We start from the raw sequence: 17175 nt of genomic DNA, 5'->3' as shown, positions 1-17175 counted from the left end.
AGTCGTCAGTTGACTACAAAGTCATCGCATGGAGGTCCCTCGTGTCCGACACCCTCACCGCCCCGGCACCCGCGCACCGCGCCCGGCGCGCGGAGTCGCATCCGACGGCGGTGCTGCTGGTGCTGGCGCTGTCGACGTTCGCGATCGTCGTCATGCAGAGCATGGTCATGCCGATCCTGTCCGGCCTCGCGCAATCGCTGAACGTCTCGATGGCCGACGTCTCCTGGGTCGTGACCGTCAACATGCTGTCCGCGGCGGTGTTCACGCCGCTGCTCGGTTCGCTCGGCGACAAGCTGGGCCGCAAGCGCGTCCTCATGGCGACACTCGCGCTGACCACCCTCGGCTCGGTGCTGGTGGCCGTCTCGACGTCGATGGGCGTCGTGCTGGCCGGTCGCGCGTTGCAGGGCATGGGCTTCGCGGCGATGCCGCTCGCCATCGGGATCGTCCGGTCGATCTTCCCGCCGGAGCGCGTCCCTTCGAGCATCGCGCTGCTGAGCGCACTCACCGGCATCGGCGCGGGCGCGGGCCTGCTCGTGTCCGGGCTGCTGGTGCAGGCGGGCGTGTCGGCGCAGGGCATGTTCTGGATCTCGGCGGCGGTCACCGCGCTCGGCCTGCTCGGCACCGCCGCGCTGATCCGGCTGCCGGAAACGGCCGGCAAGTTCTACGTCGACGTCTTCGGCCTGCTGACGCTCGCCGGCGGCCTGGTCTGCCTGGTGCTCGGCATCAACCGCGGGCCGGCGTGGGGCTGGGGCTCGGCCACCGTCCTCGGCCTGTTCGCCGGCGCCGTCGTGCTGCTGGTCGCGTGGGTGGTCGTCGAGCGGCGCGTGCGCGAACCGCTGGTCGACATCGCGATGATGCGCACGCCGGTCGTGCTGGGCACCAACATCGCCACGTTCCTCACCGGCGCCGGCATGTACGGCGCGTTCATCCTGGTGATCCAGTTCGTCCAGACGCCGGGGCGGTTCGGGTACGGCTTCGGGTCCGACGCGCTCGGCGCGGGCCTGACGCTGCTGCCGATGACCGCGGGCACGCTGCTCGCCGCCGGCGCGGTGTCGGTGCTGATCCGCCGCGTCGGCCCGAAGTGGCCGATGGTGATCGGCACGGTCGTCGCGACCGCGACGTTCGCCTTCCTGCTCGCCTTCCACACCGAGCACTGGCACTTCTACGTCGCGACCGGCCTGCTCGGCCTCGGGCTGGGGCTGGCGTTCGGCGCGATCCCGACGTTGCTCAACAGCGGCGTCACCCCCGCGCAGACGAGCGTCGCCAACAGCGTCAACCAGACGCTGCGCTCGATCGGCGGCTCCATCGGCACGGCGGTGGCGTCGGCGATCCTGGCCGCGACCCTGCTGCCGGGCCTCCCCCTGCCCACGGTCGGCGCGTACACCACCGCGTTCACCGTGTCCGGCGCGATCTGCGTCCTCGCGGTCGTCGCCGCTGTGTTCGTCCCGTACCGGCACCGTGCCGTCAACACCGCCGAGGAGTCGTCATGACGAGGGCCTATCCCTTCAGCGAGCCGGAAAAGCTGGACATCGAGCCGCTGTTCGAGCAGCTGCGCACCGAAGAGCCGCTGAGCCGCGTCACCATGCCCTACGGCGAACCGGCCTGGCTGGCGACGCGCTACGAGGACGTCAAGGTGGTGCTGGGCGACCCGCGCTTCAGCCGCGCGGCGGCGACCGGGCGCGACGAGCCGCGGCTGCGTCCGCACCTGCCGCCGCCGGGCAACATCCTCAGCCTCGACCCGCCGGACCACAGCCGGCTGCGGCGCCTGGTGATGAAGGCGTTCACCATGCGCCGGATCGACGCGCTGCGGACGCGGGCGCAGGAGATCGCCGACGGGCTCGTCGACACGATGCTCGCCCAGGGCCCGCCCACCGATCTGGTCGAGGCCTTCGCGCTGCCGTTCCCGGTGACGGTGATCTGCGAGCTGCTGGGCGTCCCGTTCGAAGACCGCGGCGACTTCCGCGTCTGGTCGGACGCGTTCCTCTCGACGACGAAGTTCACGCCGGACGAAGTCCTCGACGCGATGACGAAGATGAACGAATACATGGCCGGCCTGATCGCGCAGCGCCGGGAGACGCCGCACGACGACCTGCTCGGCGCGCTGGTCGTGGCCCGCGACGAAGACGACCGGCTCTCGGAGGAGGAGCTGCTGTCGCTGGCGCAGACACTGCTGGTGGCCGGCCACGAGACGACCGCGTCCCAGATCCCGAACTTCGTGTACGCGCTGCTCACGCACCCGGGCCAGCTGGCGCTGCTGCGCGCGGACCTGGGCCTGGTGCCCAAGGCGGTGGAGGAGCTGATGCGGTTCGTCCCGCTCGGCACCGGCGCGGGCATCGCGCGCTACGCGACGGAAGACGTCGAACTGGGCGGCGTGACGGTCCGGGCGGGGGAACCGGTGCTGCCCGCGCTGGCCTCGGCCAACCGCGACGGCTCGGTGTACTCGGACCCGGAGGTGCTGGACCTGCTGCGCGGGGAGGCGACGCACATCGGCTTCGGCCACGGCGCCCACCACTGCCTGGGTGCGCCGCTGGCCCGGATGGAACTGCAGGTCGCGCTGGACACGCTGCTGCGGCGGCTGCCGGAGCTGCGGCTGGCCGAGGGCGAGGCCGGCATCGGCTGGAAGCTGGGTCTGTCGACGCGCGGGCCGCTGCAGCTGCCCCTGGCCTGGGGCTGAGCGACCCCGTCCCGCACCCGGCACGCGCCGGGTGCGGGACCGGGCTCAGCGCACCCGCGTGAGCGGGATGCGGTGGAACACGATGGTTTCGTAGGGCCCGGCCGTGCCGGTCTCGTAGAGCAGCCCGGCGGTGAGCGGGTCGGCCTGCACGAGGTCGGAGTACGCCGCGGGGCCGGTGGTCAGCGTCCGGCCCGGGGTCCAGGTGCGCCCGCGGTCGGTGCTCAGCCGCAGCTGCATCACCGTGCGCGTCGCGGGGTCGGAAGGGCCGGAATACAGCAGCAGCCACGGGATCGTCGTCTGCAGCACGCTGCCCTCGACCTTCGTCCCGGACAGCGACGGCTGCGCCCGGTACGGCCGCACGAGCGTCTGGCCGCCGTCCACGCTGTAGCCGTCGACCCGGTGCTCGGCCGCGGAACCCTGGTTGCGGCTGGAGAAGTAGAGCGTGCCGTCGGGCAGCTCCGTCGCCGACGTCTCGTTCGCGGCGACGACGCCGTCGGTGCGGTCGTCGGTGAAGCCGATGTGCCAGGTGCGGCCGTCGTCGTCGCTGTAGAGGTCGTGGCCGCCGTAGTACTTCGCCTCGGTGCCGACGTCGGTGGAGCCGGCCGGTGGCGAGCTGGAGTGGTTGGCGGGCACGACGATCCGGCCCGCGTGCGGGCCGTGCCGCAGCAGCGTGGCGTGCCCGGGACCGGTGGCGTACCACCGCCAGCCGGGCCGTTTCGTGTCCGCGGTGATGTCGCGCGCGGCGCTCCAGGTGCGGCCGTTGTCGCCGCTGCGCTGGACGAACACCCGGCGGGTGTCCTGCTCCGACGCCGCGCCGGTCATGATCTGCTTCTCCGAGACGAGTCCGTTGTGGACGGTCAGGAGGACGAGGTCGTCGTTGCGGGCGAGCACCGGCGTCGGGTTGCCCGCGGTGGCGTCGCCGTTGGTGGTCACCACGGAGAGCGGGCCCCAGGTGCAGCCGCCGTCGCGCGACGAGCGGGACACGGTCTGGATCGCGCCGGAGTCGCCGGCCGAGTCGCGCCGGCCTTCGGCGAACGCCACCAGCGACCCGTTCGCGGCGCGCACCACCGCCGGGATCCGGAAGGTGTCGTAGCCCTCGGTGCCGGAGGTGAACGGCACCGAGGACGCGCATCGTCGGTCGGCGGCCGCGGCCGTTGGGGTGAAAGACAGCCAGACCACGGCCGCGGCCAGCAGGATCGCGCCCGCTCGGCGTTTCGATGACACCGGTTCCGCCTCCTCGCTGAGGGGATGGGGTGGTAGGACATGGGATGTCCGACGTCCTATGACCGACAACCTAGGGAGGCGGTGCGCGGTTCGTCAAGGACTACGCTGAACCCGAGCGCGCACGAGGAGGACCGTGGACCACCGGAAGCACTTCGCCGACATTCACCGGCGTCCCCAGCTGTACGGATTGGACGGCAGCTACCACGACTACTGCACGTACCTGCTCGGTGTGGACGCGGGCCACGACGGCGGACTGCTGACCGGCTTCAAGGAGTCGCTCGTGCCCCGCGTCGGCACCGGCGACAACCTGACCTGGACGTCGCTGGTGCTGTACCTGGCCTTCCCCGGCCGCACGTCGGGGTGGCACGACGAAGCGGCGGGTGACGGCCGTCAGGTCGCGGTCGACCTGCTCTTCACGCTGCTGGACGAATTCCTCGAGACGCGATCCCGGGCGCGCGGCACCGCCGCGATCTTCGCCGGGTACCTGGCCTGGCGCGAAGCCCAGCCGTGGGCGCGCCCCGCGTCACTCGGCCAGGTCGTCCCAGCGGACCAGGATCGCGGCGGCGAGCAGGCCGGCCACGACGATCTTCCCGATGATCAGCAGCGCGCTCGCGCCGGTCACCTGCCCGAGGTCCAGTAGCACCCCGGCGAGGGCCGCCCCGGCGAAGACCTTCGCGCCCCAGCGCCGCCGGAAGCCGACGGCGACCACGCCGGCCAGCTGCACCGCGGAGGCGAGCAACGCCAGCACGAGCAACGGCGACGTCTCGGCACCGTGGTCGATTTCGCCGGCCAGGACGGCGATCTGAAGGACCAGGACCACGGCCGTGCCCAGCCCGAAGAGGACCAGCATCACCGGCAGGAAGACCCGCCCGGCGGTGCCGCCGGTGGCGGGTTCGGGCACACGACGACGAGGCACGGCGAGCCTTCCGCTCCAGCGATCCGGAACCTCCCACCGTGCCGGAAACCGGCGCCGTTGACCATCGGGCATTCGCCGTAGCCGCGGTGCCGGGCGGTCGTACCGCCCGGCACCGGTGGTCACGACGCGCTGCAGAGGGTGCCGTTCAGGGTGAACGCCGTCGGCAGGATGTTCGGGCCGCCGTAGTCGGCCGTGAAGCCCGGGTCCGCGCTCGCACCCGGGGCCAGTGCCGTGGCCGACGTGACCGTCACCGTGGTCCCGGTCTGGGTCCAGGTGCCGTTCCAGCCGCCGGTGAGGTGCTGCCGCGCGGTCGGCCAGGTGAAGGTCAACGTCCAGTTCGGCGCCGGTTCGGTGCCCGTGTTGGTGAGGTGGACGCCGCCGACGAAGCCGCTCGACCAGTCGGTGACGTCGGACATCGTGGCCGCGCACGTGCTCCGCGCCGGCGCCCCCGTGGTGAACGTCAGCGACGGCGACGCCCAGGAGACGTTGCCCGCCGTGTCCCGCGCCAGCACGTTGACCGTGTACCGGCTGCCCGGGACGAGGTTGCCGACGGTGAACGACGTGCCCGCGGTCTCGCCCCACGCCTCGCTGGTCGTGCCTAGGGTCCGGTAGACCTCGTACTTCGCGACCGGGTGGCCGCCCGGCGCGGCCGCGGGCCAGGTGAGCGTCGCCGAGCGGTCGGTGACCTGGCCGGCGGCCACCGGACCGGGTGCGGCCGGTGCTCCGGTGACCGCGGCCGCCGGGTGCAGCACCAGGGTGGTCAGCGAGTACGGCGGCAGCGTCCGGCTCGTGCTGCTGCCGCCGGTGCCCTCCGCGATCGACGTCGCGCCGTTGGTGAAGGTGTACACCTTCGACGCGCTTGCGGCCGGGGCGTAACCGGCGTAGTCGACGGCGACCGTGTGGGCGGTGCCGGGATCCTTGTTGACCAGCAGCACCGAAAGGTCGCCGTCGGGCCGGCGGGCGGCGTGCGCGGTGACCAGCGGCGCGCTCGTGCCGGCGCGGACCAGCTGGTCGCCGGGGCGGGCGAAGAGGCTCAGCATCTTCAAGCCGTAGTAGGGCGCGAAGGGCGTGTTCAGCGGCGGCTCGCAGACGTCGCCCAGGCACGTCGCGCTGGAGAGCATCCCCATGTCCCCGTAGTCGGTATGACCCTCCACTGTGGACACCTGGGACGCGCCGTTGTGCGTGTCCCACCAGTCGACGGTGAACACGCCGTTCTCCAGCATCGTGCTGTACGTCTCGGCGGCGAACAGCGCGCCGGGCTGGGTGTCCATGCCGACCGAGGTGTTGGTCTCGGTGAGCGCGACGCCGATCCGCCCGGGGTTCGCGCCCGCGTACTGCGCGATCTCGCGCCGGACGACGTACATCATGTCGTCCACCTGCTCGGGCTTGGCGAGCGCTTCCGCCGCCGTAGCGCCGCCCGGGTACCAGTGCAGGACGACGAAGTCGACATGGGGACCGGCGATCGACAGCACGGTCTGGTTCCAGTCGGCGGTGTCGCCGTCGCCGACGATGCCGTCGGGCCAGTTCGCCGGGGTCGTCAGCACCGCGCCGATCTTGACCGACGGGTCGACGGCCTTCATGGCCGCGGCGTAGGCGACGACGCCGTCGGCGTAGGCCGTGGGGCTCTTGTCGGCGTGGTTGTCGGCTTCCCAGTTCGCGCCGTAGTGGCCGTTGCCGTACAGCTCGTTGCCGATCTCCCAGTAGCGCGCGCCGTAGCCCTTGGTGACGTTGGCGTACCGGACCCAGTCCGCCGCTTCCTGCGGGGTGCCGGTGCCGTAGTTGGCGATGATGATCGGCTGGGCCCCGGTGCGCCGCGCGCCGCCCATGAAGGTGTCGAAGTCGGTGTCCGGTGCGACGTAGCCGCCCGGCGCCGTGTTGTCCTTCCAGTGGTAGATGTCGCCGTAGGAACCGCCGGGGTAGCGCAACATGCGCACGCCGGCGTCGCCGAGCAGGCCGGCCACGGTGTCGGTGCCGAGCTGGCTGTCCCAGACGGCGTGGTTGGCCCCGAGCGCGGTGTCCGCCACGGTGGCCAGGCCGGCCCGCGCGTTCACCGTGACGGTGACGTCCGGCTCGGCCGCGGTGGCGGGGGCGGCCCCGGCCAGGCCCGCGGCGAGCAGGACCGCCGCGGCCGTGACGGCGCGGCGAAGTGGTCGAGCTGTCATGAAGAGTCCATCCCTCACTCGTCCGGATCGAACAGAATGCAAGATGGCTGAGAGCGCTCCCAGAGAGCGAACCACCGGCGCTGCCGGAAGTCAACGCCGGGACGGCCGGTTCAGCGGGTCGCCGCGTGCTCGCGCGACGCGGTGCGGACCAGACCCGCAGTGGTGCGGGTTCGGCCGTGCAGGCCGAGGACCGGGCGGTGGCGGGCGGTTCAGCGGGCGCTGGTCCGCGCGACGCGGCGTCAACGGGGCCGGCGGCGGTGCGGGTCGGCCGGATTGGGGGCACGGATCGTTGGTGGGGGCGAGGACCCGGCGGTGCAACAGATGCCGGCCGCGGCGTGGACCGGTGGGCGGCGGTGCGGATCGGCCGTGCGGCGGTCGCGCGAGCGAGGTCGGTGTGGCAAGTGGGTTGAGAACCCGGGTGGTTCAGCGGGTCACGGCGTGCTCGCGCGACGCGGCGCGCACCAGGCCGGCGACGGCGCGCGACCGGCTGTGCGGCGGCCACGCGATCACCGTCGTCACGGCGGGCGCGTCGACGACCGGCACGGCGGCGAGGTCCGCGCGCAGGTGGGTGCGGCACGACTCGGCGAGGATCACCGTGGTCCGGCCGAGCGCGATCAGCTGGTAGAGCTGGGTCAGGTTCCGCACCTCGGCCCCCGGCCCGTCCGGGTAGCCGCCGTCGGGACGCGGCCAGCGGGCCATCGGGAGGTCGGGCAGCGCGGCGACGTCGGCGGTCCGGACGTGCGACCGGCCGGCGAGCGGGTGCCCGGCCGGCAGGATCACGACCTGCCCCTCGGTGCCCAGCTCCTCGGTGTCGAACCCGGCCGTCGAGTCGTAGGGCCAGTGCATCAGCGCGACGTCGGCCTGCCCGTCGCGCAACAGCCGTTCCTGCTCGCGGGCCTCGCACAGCAGCACGTCGACGTCGGCGGCGTCCGGCTCGGCGGCGTACGCGGCGAGCAGTTCCTTCAGCAGGTCACCGGAAACGCCGGCCTTGGTGACGAGGACCAGGCCGGTCCGGCCGGTCGCGGCCCGCCGGGTGCGCCGCTCGGCCGCGGCCAAGGCGCCGAGGACGGCGCGGCCCTCGGCCAGCAGCACGGATCCGGCGTCGGTGAGCGTGACCGAGCGGCTGGTGCGCTCGAACAGCGTGACGCCGAGCCGCCGTTCGAGAAGGCCGATCGCGCGCGACAGCGGGGGCTGGGCCATGCCCAGGCGCTCGGCCGCGCGGCCGAAGTGCAGTTCCTCGGCGACGGCGACGAAGTACTGCAGCTCGCGCGTCTCCATGGCCTCACGCTACATCGATACCGGCCGGGTATCGATCGCCGACGCGGATGGTGTTGGTGCCCGGCCGCGGCGCGGCCAAGCTCGAGGCCATGAGTGAAAAGACGATCGCGCTGGTCACCGGCGCCAACAAGGGAATCGGGTACGAGATCGCGGCCGGCCTGGGTGCGCTCGGCTGGAGCGTGGGCGTCGGCGCCCGCGACGAACAGCGGCGCGAGACCGCCGTGGCGAAGCTGCGCGCGGGCGGCGCCGACGCGTTCGGCGTGCCCCTCGACGTGACCGGGGACGCGAGCGTGACCGCCGCGGCCGCGCTGCTCGACGAGCGCTTCGGCCGCCTCGACGTCCTGGTCAACAACGCCGCCGTCGTCGGCGGTTTCCCGCAGGAGCCCACGAAAGTCGGCCTCGACACCGTGCGCGCGGCCGTGGAGACCAACGTGTACGGCGTGATCCGGGTGATCAACACGATGCTGCCGCTGCTGCGCCGCTCGGCGTCGCCGCGGATCGTCAACCTGTCCAGCGAAACCGGCTCGCTGACCCGGCAGTCCGCGCCGGACGCCGACTTCGGGTTCCTGTCCGCCGCGTACATGCCGTCGAAGACGTTCCTCAACGCCGTCGTCGTCCAGTACGCCAAGGAACTGCGCGACACGAACATCCTGATCAACAACGCCTGCCCGGGTTACGTCGCGACGGACCTGAACGGCTTCCGCGGCGTACGCACCCCGGAACAGGGCGCGGCCACGGCGATCCGGCTGGCGACCCTGCCGGCCGACGGCCCGACGGGCGGCTTCTTCGACGACGACGGCGTGGTGCCCTGGTAGCGAACAGGTTCAGCTCGACGCCGGGTCAGGTGCGGTACGGGCCGTGGTTCCCGAGGTCCGGGCTGACCTGCGGGCCGGCGGCGTCCGGGTCGCTCCCGGGGAAACGGGTCCGCGCGCGAGCGTCCTGCCGCCGGCGGACCAGCGCCGACAGCGTCGCCGCGTGCGCGACGGCCAGCAGGAGCAGGAACACGCCGATCCGGCCGACGAGCGCGGGCGCCGAGCCCGACCACCCGGGGCCGATCACCGAGAGCAGGGCCAGCAGGCCCAGCGCGACGAGGTGGAAGACCGTCACCACCATCGACGCCGTCGGCCCGCCGCTGCCGCCGTCCGGGCCGCGCAGGTAGCGCCGGCCGTCGCGGTGGAGGACCTGGCCGTCCGCCACCACGAAGATCAGCCCGATGATCAGGAACCCCAGCAGATCGTTGCCGGCCATGGCCGCCTCCTCGTTTCGGGTGGGGTACCCGCGCACCGCGCCGCGACGGGCCCCGGCCGGGTCGTTCACCGCATCGAGCGAGCACACCACTCGGCGGGCGACCGGGACCGGGTCCGTGGTGCGCCACCGGTCTGGTTCCGCCGGATCACCGCGGGATACAGTGCGCGCGGTTGAGAACGCAGCCACCGGTGGCCCTGCCTGTGCGGGCGCCGTTACGCCTGATCCGGTGGCCTGTGTGCGGGCGGCTTGGTGAGGCCTCATTCGAGAGAGGCTCGATGTCGTGACCGCTCCTTCGGTCGGCTCCACCCGCGTCACGGTGCCACCGCTTTCGCTGCCGCCCGCGGTCAACCGGCTCTCGGTGCTGCTGGTCGAGGACGACGACGGCGACGCGCTGCTGGTCGAGGAGATGCTCGCCGACGTCCCGGTCGAGGCCGAGCGGATCACGCTGCTGCGGGTGGCGACGCTGGCGGCCGCGCTGCCGCACGTCGGCGGCGTCGACTGCGTGCTGCTCGACCTGCAGCTGCCCGACGCGTCCGGCCTGACCGCCCTCACGACGTTGCGCCGGCACAGCCCGGGCAGCGCCATCGTGGTGCTGACCGGGCAGAACGACACCGCCACCGGCGTGGCCGCCGTCGCCGCCGGGGCCCAGGACTACCTCGGCAAGGACCAGGTCGACGGCCCGCTGCTGATGCGCGCCATGCGCTACGCCTGGGAACGGCGGCGAGCCGAGGGCGCCGAACAGCGGCTCCTGGAGCAGCAGCTGCTCGCGGGGGAGAACGCGCGGCTCGAGCGCGGCCTGCTGCCCACCCCGCTGCTCGCCGACGACGGCCTCGGCCTGGCGGTCCGCTACCGCCCGGGCCGCGACGGCGCGTTGCTGGGCGGCGACTTCTACGACACGGTCGAGCTCGCCGACGGCACCGTCGAGGTGATCATCGGGGACGTCTGCGGGCACGGCCCGGACGAAGCCGCGCTGGGTGTGGCGCTGCGGATCGCGTGGCGGGCCCTGGTGCTGGCCGGGCTGCCGGCCACCGAGGTGCTGGCCACGGTCGACCGGGTCTTGGTGAACGAGCGGATCGAGCCGCTGTTCGCCACGGCGTGCATGGTCACCGTGGCCCCGGACCGGACGTCCGCGCGGATGGTGCTGGCCGGGCACCCGCCGCCGTTGCTGCTGGGCGGGGCCGCGCCTGCGGAGTTCCTGGCCTCCGACGGCCTGGGCCCGCCGCTGGGCCTCCCGCTGAAGCGGCCCCGGCGTCAGACCGAGGTCGCGCTGGCGCCGGGCTGGTCCCTGCTGCTCTACACCGACGGCATCTTCGAGGGCCGGTCCGGCGGCGGCGATCGCCTCGGCCGCACCCGGATGGCCGCGCTGGCCGGTGAGCTCCTCACCGGGCCGGGTGACGCCGGTGCGGCGCTGGACGCCCTGATCGGCCGCGTCCAGCAGCTGAACGACGGCCCGGTGGACGACGACATCGCGCTGGTCCTGCTCACCCAGCGGCCCGACGGCGGAGCCCGATGACGCGGGAACGCGCGTCCTGGCCGCTGCGGCGCTGGGCCGGGGTGCTGGCGCTCGTCGAGGCCGTGCTGCTCGTCGGCGCCCTCGCGGGCGGCGCGATCGCGCTGTCCAGCCTCGACGACGCCCGGAGCCGGCTGCTCGACGTGGTGGGGCCGCAGCTGCTGCAGGCCAAGGCCCTCTCGACGGCGCTGGTCGACCAGGAGACCGGGATCCGCGGTTACCTGCTGACCCGGCAGCAGGAGTTCCTCGAGCCGTACCGGGCCGGGCTCGCCGACCAGGACCGGGCGGTGGCGGAGCTGCGCCGGCTGGGCGCGACCCCGGACACCACCGCGGGCCGGGACCTCGCCGCGGTCCTGACCGGCGCCGACGCGTGGCGCGGTGCGGCCCTCGCCCAGGCGGCGCCGGGCGGGCCCGCGCCGACGTCGGGGCAGGTCGAACAGGACAAGAAGCTCTTCGACGCGCTGCGCGGCCGCCTGACCGAGCAGGACGCGCACCTCGACGCCGCCCGGATGGACGCCCGCGCGGACCTCGCGGCCGCGACGAATCTGCTGACCTGGATCCTCGTCACCATCGCCGTGGTGATCGCGGCGGCGTTCGTCCTGCTGTTCGCGGGCCTGCGCCGGGCCGTGGTCGGGCCGATCCAGCAGCTGGCCGCCGCGGTGCGCGACACGGCCGCGCGGGACCTGCACCGGCCGGTGGTGGCGACCGGGCCCCGGGAGGTGCGCCAGCTCGGCGCCGACGTCGACACCATGCGCCGGCGCATCCTCGAAGAGGTGGCCGAGCTGGAGCGGGCCCACACGCTGCTGGAGGCCCGGACGCACGCCCTGGAGCGGTCGAACTCCGACCTGGAGCAGTTCGCCTACGTCGCTTCGCACGACCTCCAGGAGCCGCTGCGGAAGGTGACGAGCTTCTGCCAGCTGCTGGAGAAGCGTTACCACGACAAGCTCGACGAGCGCGGCGAGCAGTACATCGGGTTCGCCGTCGACGGCGCCAAGCGGATGCAGGTGCTGATCAACGACCTGCTGGCGTTCTCCCGCGTCGGCCGCCGCGGTGGCGAGCCGGTGGCGGTCGAGACGGCGGCGCTGGTGGCCACGGCCACGGCGAACCTCGAGAGCGTGCTCGCCGACGCCGGCGCGCGGGTGAGCGTCGCCGACGGCCTGCCGCCGGTGCGGGGTGAGCAGTCGCTGCTGACCGCGGTGTTCCAGAACCTGATCGGCAACGCCGTCAAGTTCCGCGGCGAACGGCCGCCCGAGATCACCGTCGGCGCCGAGCGCGACGGCGCCGACTGGGTGTTTTCCGTGACGGACAACGGGATCGGGATCGACCCGCAGTACGCCGAGCGGATCTTCGTGATCTTCCAGCGGCTGCACGGCCGCGGCGACTACCCGGGCACCGGGATCGGCCTGGCGATGTGCCGCAAGATCGTCGAGCACCACGGCGGCCGCATCTGGCTGGACACCGAAGTCACCGAAGGCACGTGCTTCCGCTTCACCCTCCCCGCACCCGTGGCCCCGGAACTCGCCGGTGCCGTCGACGAAGAACAGGACGCGGCATGACCCAGCCCCCGGAACCGATCGACGTCCTGCTCGTGGAGGACGACCCCGGCGACGTCCTGATGACGCGGGAAGCGTTCGAGCACTACAAGATCCGCAACACCCTGTCGGTCGTCTCCGACGGCGAGCAGGCGCTGCAGTTCCTCCGGCGCGAGCCGCCCTACGAGGACGCGCCGCGGCCCGGCCTGATCCTGCTCGACCTCAACCTGCCCCGGCGGGACGGCCGTGAGGTGCTCGCCGAGGTCAAGGCCAGCCCGGAGCTGCGGAGCATCCCGGTCGTCGTGCTGACGACGTCCGAGGCCGAAGAGGACATCGCGCGCAGCTACGACCTGCACGCCAACGCCTACGTCACCAAGCCCGTCGACTTCGACAGCTTCGTCGAGGCCGTCCGCCAGATCGACAGCTTCTTCGTCACGGTGGTCAAGCTTCCGCACTGAGCCGGTCTTCGAGCACGCCCGCGAGGGCCGCGGCGATGAGCGCGACGGCCCGGTCCTCGTCGTCCGCCAGCCGCCGCAGGACGTCCTTCGCGAGCGCCGGCGGCATCTCGGCGAAGGCCTGGGTCAGGCGGATCCGCACCGCCGAATCCGCGGTGGGCGCGGCCAGCTCGGCGGTCAGCGCGCTCATGATCCGGTCCGCGTGGCCGGCGTCCCGGGACAGCGCTCCGAGGAGCTCGGCCGCCTCGACGTCGTTCGTGCCCTCGACCACCATCGTGACGAGCGTCGGCACGGCCGCGGTCTCGCCGCGCGTGGCCGACGCCAGCGCGGCGTGCCGGCGCACGGCCGGGTCCGGGTCGCCGAGGGCCGCCGTGAGCAACGCGGTCGCCTCGGCGCCGGCGAACCCGGCGATCGCCCGGACCGCGCGCCGCCGGACGTCGACGTCCGCCGAGGTCATGCCGGGCGCCAGGCTCGCGACGCCGTCGCCGCCCGCCCGCGCGAGCGCCCACCGCAGGGCGCCGGCGACGTTCGGGTCGGCCTCGGCCAGGACCGCGCCGGCCAGCAGGTCGGTGGGCAGCGGCACGTCGTCGGCCGGGGCCAGGACGGCCTGCTGCCGGCGCGCGGCACTGGCCGAGTCGAGCCCGCGCAGGAGCTCGATGATGCCCAGGACGTCCGGCCAGCCCTCGGGCGCCGAAGCGTCGACCGCCCGGAGGCGGTCGAGCAGCTCCCGCTCCCGCCGCAGCCGGTCTTCGGTCCGCCGGATGAGGTCGCCGACCAGCGTGGCCGGCGCGAAGGCGGGATCCTCCAGCGCCCGGCCGATCTGGCGCAGCGACAACCCCAGTGACCGCAGGCTTTCCACGTGGAAGATCCGGCGGATGTCCCGGGCCGCGTATTCGCGGTAGCCGCCGACGGTGCGCCCGGTCGGGCGCACCAGCCCGAGGGTGTCGTAGTGCCGGAGCATCCGGCTGCTCACCCCCGAGCGGCGCGCCACCTCGCCGATCAGCACGACGTCCCGCCCGAGTGCTCCGGGCCGAGCGCGACGATCCGCTTCGCCTCGTCGACGCCCGGGTCGAACGCGGCGTCCGGGTCGCGCAGCAGCCGTTCCGTGGCGCGGGCGTGCGCCCGCACCGCCGGGTCGGCACTGGCCAGGCCCGGCCGCAGCGCCGGCTCGACGACGTCGCCGAGCGCGACGAGCGCCCGGCTGAGGCTCAGCCGCACGGTCCGGTCGCCGCGACCGAGCTGCGTGACCAGCTCCGCGGCCAGCGCGTCCCGTTCGCCGTCCGGGACGAGGACGACGGCGGCGCGCCAGGCGCTGCGCGCGACCTCGTCGTCGGCGTCGCGCAGCAGCGCCGGCGTGATCGCGGGCCACGTCGCGCGGTCGCCGATCTTGGACAGCGTGTGCAGCGCCTGGCTGCGGGCCTGCGCGCGCCCGGACCGGAGCTCCCCGAGCAGCCTGGGCACGGTGACGTCCGCCGGGAGCCGGGTCAGGGCCCAGGTGAGCATGTCGCGCACGAAGAAGTCCGGCTCGATCGCGGACCGCGCCACGAGCGTGTCGGCGAAACCGGGCTCGGCGCGCGTGCCGGCCTCCAGGGCCGCTTGCAGCCGCGTCGACGAGTTCCCGGCGCCCAGCGCGTCGAACAGGGTCGGGTTCACGGTGATCACCTCCTGCGCCCAGTGAAGACCTTGTCACGGTGTCAAGGTCAAGGCGCTTGCCAGTTCTTTGACAGGTGTCTATAAAGTGCGGGTGAGCATCGACAGCCGCGACCCGCGGGCCGCCCGGTCGCGGGCGGCGTTGTACGCGGCGGCCGTGCGGCTGGTGTCCGGCCGCGGCAGCGCGAGCGTCCCGGTGACCGACCTCGCCGAAGTCGCCGGCGTCAGCCGTCAGCTCGTCTACCTGCACTTCGCCGACCGGGACGGGCTGCTGGTCGCCGCGGCGCTCGACCTCGCGCGGCGCGAACTGCTGCCTGCCAGGGAGTCCGGGCGCGCCGCGGTGCTCGCCACGGCCCGGCACTTCGCCGCGCACCGCGCGTTCTACCGCGCCCTGCTCACCGGCCCGTGCGCGTTCGCGCTGACCACCGCATTGGGTGAGCTGCTCGCGCCGGTCAACCGCCACGCCGTCCGGGCGCTCTTCGGCGACCGCGTGCCGGCCGGGACGGTCGACGACCTCGCCGTGTTCCTCACCGGGGGCGCCGGCGCGGTGATCAACGCCTGGCTGCTCGGCGCGGAGGAAACGCTCGATCCCGAGGACCTGGCCGACCGCCTCGGCCGCATCCTGCACACCCTCGGCGGACCTTCGGAAGAGGACGCATGACTCATCCCGAGCTCACGATGGAACTGGTGGCCAGGCTGGAGGTGCTGATCGCCGAGCCGATCGACGCCGGGGTGACGCCGGCCGGGCACCGGCGCGTCATCCCGATCACCGGCGGCCGCGTCGACGGCCCGCGCGTCACCGGCGAGGTGCTCGGCATCGGCGCGGACTGGAGCGTCGTGCGGGGTGACGGCGTCGCCGCCGTCACGGCGAAGTACCTGATCCGCACCGACGATGGCGTCGTGCTCACCGTGACCAACACCGGCGCGTTCACCGCGCCGGGGATCGTCACGAGCCCGCGCATCGAAGCGCCCGAAGGCCCGTATGCCTGGCTCAACGACGCCGTTCTCATCGGCACGCTCGTCCCGCTGCTGGACGGCGCGCGGCCGCGCGGGGTTTCGCTGCAGTTCCACCAGGTCCGCGTGAAGTGAGGTCGCCCGTGTCGATCCTGTCGATCTTGTCGAAGCCGTTCGTCGCAGACGGGGTGGCCCGCCTGCTGGGGGCCGCCGCCACACGCGCGATCAAACCGCGTCCGCTGTTCCCCGAGATTCCGGGCCGCACCGGCGAAATCACGGTCCCGACCCGGCACGGCCCGATGGCCGCCACCCTCTACCGCCCGCCGGGAGACGCCCGCGGCGTCTACGTCAACGCCCACGGCGGCGGGTTCGTGATCGGCGCCCCGATCGGCGACGACCCGCTGTGCCGGTACCTCGCCGAGCACGCCGGGGTGTTCGTGGTCAACGTCGACTACGCGCTCGCGCCGGCCCGGCGGTTCCCCGTGCCGTGCGAACAGGTCCACGACGCGCTGACGTGGGCGGCCGCACCCGAGCGCGAGTGGGCCGGCGGCCGGCTGTGCGTCGGCGGCCAGAGCGCCGGCGGCTCGCTCGCGGCCGCGGCGTCCCGGCTCGCGCTGCGCGACGGCGGTCCGGCGATCGCGTTGCAGGTGCTGCACTACCCGCCGCTGGACCTCGTCACCCCGGCCGCGGCCAAGCCCGCGCCCCGGGGCGCGGTGATCCGGCCGTGGATGGGGGAGGTCTTCGACACCGCCTACATCCCCGACGCCGCCCGCCGCACCGACCCGCTGGCGTCGCCGGCGTGGGGGAGCAACGGCGACGGCCTGGTGGGCATCGCACCCGCGTTGGTGATCACCTGCGAGTACGACCGGCTGCGCGCCGAAGCCGTCGCCTACGCGGCCAAGCTCGCGGAAGCCGGCGCACTGGTGGAGCACTACGACATCCGCGGCGTCGACCACGGGTACGACCTCATGGCCGGCGACCCCGAGCTGGTCCGGCGGGTCTACGCGTTCCTCGCCCTGCACGTCGAACGCGCGGTGACGGCCTGAGCGGTGTCCTCAGGGCACCACCAGCACCGGCCAGTGGCCCGCCCTGATCAGCTTCGTGGCCACCGAACCCGCGAAGCGGTGACCCGCCTTCTGCGACGCGCCGACGACGACCGTGTCCACCTGGCAGCGGTCGGCGGTGTCGCGCAACGCCGTGTACGGGTCGCCGAACATCTTGAGGAGCGTCACCGGCACCTCGAGTTCTTCGGCGCCCGAACGGATCTGGTCGCGCAGCTCGGTGTAGACCTGCCACGTCGTGTCGTGCTCGACGGCGGCGGCGACCGGCGGCCCGAGGGTCGTCAGGGCCGAGTGCCGCGCGATGAAGGCGACGATCAGCCGGCCGCCCTGGCGTCGCGTCAGGCCGAAAGCGTAGGCCGCCGCCCGCATCGCGGTGTCGGAGCCGTCGACCCCGGCCAGGATGGCCCGCGCCGCCGGGCCCCGGCGCGGACCGAACCGCTCCACAGTGGACTCGAAAGCACTGGACTCGAAGGCACTGGACCCGGACGCGTCGAGCTCGGCGGGGCTCATC

At 73.6% G+C, this 17175-nt stretch carries 18 protein-coding genes; 10 read left to right on the top strand and 8 right to left on the bottom strand.

What is annotated here, in order from left to right; genetic code table 11:
* The first annotated feature begins 41 nt into the window (after positions 1 to 41).
* Both OG439_RS22760 and OG439_RS22755 read left to right on the top strand, forming a co-directional pair.
* A complete protein-coding gene (locus tag OG439_RS22760) occupies positions 42 to 1490 on the top strand; it encodes an MFS transporter (RefSeq protein ID WP_326951356.1) in 1449 nt (482 codons plus the stop codon).
* A complete protein-coding gene (locus OG439_RS22755) occupies positions 1487 to 2674 on the top strand; it encodes a cytochrome P450 (RefSeq protein WP_326951355.1) in 1188 nt (395 codons plus the stop codon). The genes OG439_RS22760 and OG439_RS22755 overlap by 4 nt, the downstream gene beginning before the upstream one ends.
* 45 nt (positions 2675 to 2719) lie before the next feature.
* Here OG439_RS22755 and OG439_RS22750 read toward each other — a convergent pair whose 3' ends face one another.
* A complete protein-coding gene (locus tag OG439_RS22750; RefSeq protein ID WP_326951354.1) occupies positions 2720 to 3898 on the bottom strand; it encodes a sialidase family protein in 1179 nt (392 codons plus the stop codon).
* A gap of 133 nt (positions 3899 to 4031) precedes the next feature.
* On the opposite strand from OG439_RS22750, the gene OG439_RS22745 reads away from it, so the two are divergent.
* Positions 4032 to 4538: a hypothetical protein gene (locus tag OG439_RS22745; RefSeq protein ID WP_326951353.1), complete on the top strand. Its 507-nt coding sequence runs from the start codon at positions 4032 to 4034 to the stop codon at positions 4536 to 4538.
* On the opposite strand, the gene OG439_RS22740 is transcribed toward OG439_RS22745, so the two are convergent.
* The 3 genes from OG439_RS22740 to OG439_RS22730 all read right to left on the bottom strand — a co-directional run bounded on the left by OG439_RS22740 (position 4422) and on the right by OG439_RS22730 (position 8254).
* Positions 4422 to 4799 (bottom strand): hypothetical protein, encoded by a 378-nt coding sequence (locus OG439_RS22740; RefSeq protein WP_326951352.1) that lies wholly within the window; start codon positions 4797 to 4799, stop codon positions 4422 to 4424. The genes OG439_RS22745 and OG439_RS22740 overlap by 117 nt on opposite strands.
* Positions 4800 to 4933: 134 nt before the next feature.
* Entirely contained in the window at positions 4934 to 6976 is a 2043-nt protein-coding gene (locus OG439_RS22735) for a cellulose binding domain-containing protein (protein ID WP_326951351.1), read from the bottom strand.
* Positions 6977 to 7399: 423 nt separating this feature from the next.
* On the bottom strand, positions 7400 to 8254 hold the full coding sequence (locus OG439_RS22730) for a LysR family transcriptional regulator (RefSeq protein ID WP_326951350.1): 855 nt from the start codon (positions 8252 to 8254) through the stop codon (positions 7400 to 7402).
* A gap of 89 nt (positions 8255 to 8343) precedes the next feature.
* Between OG439_RS22730 and OG439_RS22725 the strand changes: the two genes are divergently transcribed.
* Complete coding sequence (locus OG439_RS22725; protein ID WP_326951349.1) at positions 8344 to 9069, top strand: SDR family oxidoreductase; 726 nt, start codon at positions 8344 to 8346, stop codon at positions 9067 to 9069.
* Positions 9070 to 9094: 25 nt separating this feature from the next.
* On the opposite strand, the gene OG439_RS22720 is transcribed toward OG439_RS22725, so the two are convergent.
* Positions 9095 to 9502, bottom strand: coding sequence for a hypothetical protein (locus OG439_RS22720; protein ID WP_326951348.1), 408 nt, complete (start codon positions 9500 to 9502; stop codon positions 9095 to 9097).
* 316 nt (positions 9503 to 9818) lie between these two features.
* Between OG439_RS22720 and OG439_RS22715 the strand changes: the two genes are divergently transcribed.
* The 3 genes from OG439_RS22715 to OG439_RS22705 are packed head-to-tail and all read left to right on the top strand — an operon-like array spanning position 9819 to position 13002.
* Complete coding sequence (locus OG439_RS22715) at positions 9819 to 11015, top strand: PP2C family protein-serine/threonine phosphatase (RefSeq protein WP_326951594.1); 1197 nt, start codon at positions 9819 to 9821, stop codon at positions 11013 to 11015.
* Positions 11012 to 12568 (top strand): sensor histidine kinase, encoded by a 1557-nt coding sequence (locus OG439_RS22710; RefSeq protein ID WP_326951347.1) that lies wholly within the window; start codon positions 11012 to 11014, stop codon positions 12566 to 12568. Before OG439_RS22715 ends, OG439_RS22710 begins: the two co-directional genes overlap by 4 nt.
* The gene (locus tag OG439_RS22705) at positions 12565 to 13002 is read left to right on the top strand and encodes a response regulator (RefSeq protein WP_326951346.1); all 438 of its coding nucleotides are present in this window, start codon (positions 12565 to 12567) and stop codon (positions 13000 to 13002) included. Before OG439_RS22710 ends, OG439_RS22705 begins: the two co-directional genes overlap by 4 nt.
* Here the strand turns inward: OG439_RS22705 and OG439_RS22700 are convergent.
* Both OG439_RS22700 and OG439_RS22695 read right to left on the bottom strand, forming a co-directional pair.
* Positions 12986 to 14005: a HEAT repeat domain-containing protein gene (locus tag OG439_RS22700; RefSeq protein ID WP_326951345.1), complete on the bottom strand. Its 1020-nt coding sequence runs from the start codon at positions 14003 to 14005 to the stop codon at positions 12986 to 12988. The two genes, OG439_RS22705 and OG439_RS22700, sit on opposite strands and share 17 nt — an antisense overlap.
* Entirely contained in the window at positions 13999 to 14661 is a 663-nt protein-coding gene (locus OG439_RS22695; RefSeq protein WP_326951344.1) for a HEAT repeat domain-containing protein, read from the bottom strand. Before OG439_RS22695 ends, OG439_RS22700 begins: the two co-directional genes overlap by 7 nt.
* Positions 14662 to 14743: 82 nt before the next feature.
* Here OG439_RS22695 and OG439_RS22690 point away from each other — a divergent pair, with 82 nt between their 5' ends.
* Genes OG439_RS22690 through OG439_RS22680 form a run of 3 tightly spaced genes read left to right on the top strand, consistent with a single transcriptional unit; the run spans position 14744 to position 16649 of the window.
* Positions 14744 to 15310 (top strand): TetR/AcrR family transcriptional regulator, encoded by a 567-nt coding sequence (locus OG439_RS22690; protein ID WP_326951343.1) that lies wholly within the window; start codon positions 14744 to 14746, stop codon positions 15308 to 15310.
* Positions 15307 to 15738, top strand: a complete 432-nt coding sequence (locus tag OG439_RS22685) for a DUF3237 family protein (protein ID WP_326951342.1) — start codon at positions 15307 to 15309, stop codon at positions 15736 to 15738. The genes OG439_RS22690 and OG439_RS22685 overlap by 4 nt, the downstream gene beginning before the upstream one ends.
* A gap of 26 nt (positions 15739 to 15764) precedes the next feature.
* Positions 15765 to 16649: an alpha/beta hydrolase fold domain-containing protein gene (locus tag OG439_RS22680; RefSeq protein ID WP_326951341.1), complete on the top strand. Its 885-nt coding sequence runs from the start codon at positions 15765 to 15767 to the stop codon at positions 16647 to 16649.
* 9 nt (positions 16650 to 16658) lie between these two features.
* Here OG439_RS22680 and OG439_RS22675 read toward each other — a convergent pair whose 3' ends face one another.
* Positions 16659 to 17174, bottom strand: coding sequence for a universal stress protein (locus OG439_RS22675; RefSeq protein WP_326951340.1), 516 nt, complete (start codon positions 17172 to 17174; stop codon positions 16659 to 16661).
* Between the last annotated feature and the right edge of the window lies 1 nt (position 17175).

The organism is Amycolatopsis sp. NBC_01307, assembly GCF_035975215.1.
In the GTDB taxonomy this organism is placed as follows: Bacteria; Actinomycetota; Actinomycetes; order Mycobacteriales; family Pseudonocardiaceae; genus Amycolatopsis.
Note: the sequence above shows the minus strand (reverse complement) of the source record. Positions and strands in the feature narration are given on the sequence as shown.

Coding starts and splice junctions, on each gene's coding strand:
- OG439_RS22675 (WP_326951340.1), bottom strand. CDS start 17,174: ATGAGCCCCGCCGAGCTCGACGCGTCCGGGTCCAGTGCCTTCGAGTCC.
- OG439_RS22755 (WP_326951355.1), top strand. CDS start 1,487: ATGACGAGGGCCTATCCCTTCAGCGAGCCGGAAAAGCTGGACATCGAG.
- OG439_RS22720 (WP_326951348.1), bottom strand. CDS start 9,502: ATGGCCGGCAACGATCTGCTGGGGTTCCTGATCATCGGGCTGATCTTC.
- OG439_RS22685 (WP_326951342.1), top strand. CDS start 15,307: ATGACTCATCCCGAGCTCACGATGGAACTGGTGGCCAGGCTGGAGGTG.
- OG439_RS22705 (WP_326951346.1), top strand. CDS start 12,565: ATGACCCAGCCCCCGGAACCGATCGACGTCCTGCTCGTGGAGGACGAC.
- OG439_RS22725 (WP_326951349.1), top strand. CDS start 8,344: ATGAGTGAAAAGACGATCGCGCTGGTCACCGGCGCCAACAAGGGAATC.
- OG439_RS22730 (WP_326951350.1), bottom strand. CDS start 8,254: ATGGAGACGCGCGAGCTGCAGTACTTCGTCGCCGTCGCCGAGGAACTG.
- OG439_RS22710 (WP_326951347.1), top strand. CDS start 11,012: ATGACGCGGGAACGCGCGTCCTGGCCGCTGCGGCGCTGGGCCGGGGTG.
- OG439_RS22735 (WP_326951351.1), bottom strand. CDS start 6,976: ATGACAGCTCGACCACTTCGCCGCGCCGTCACGGCCGCGGCGGTCCTG.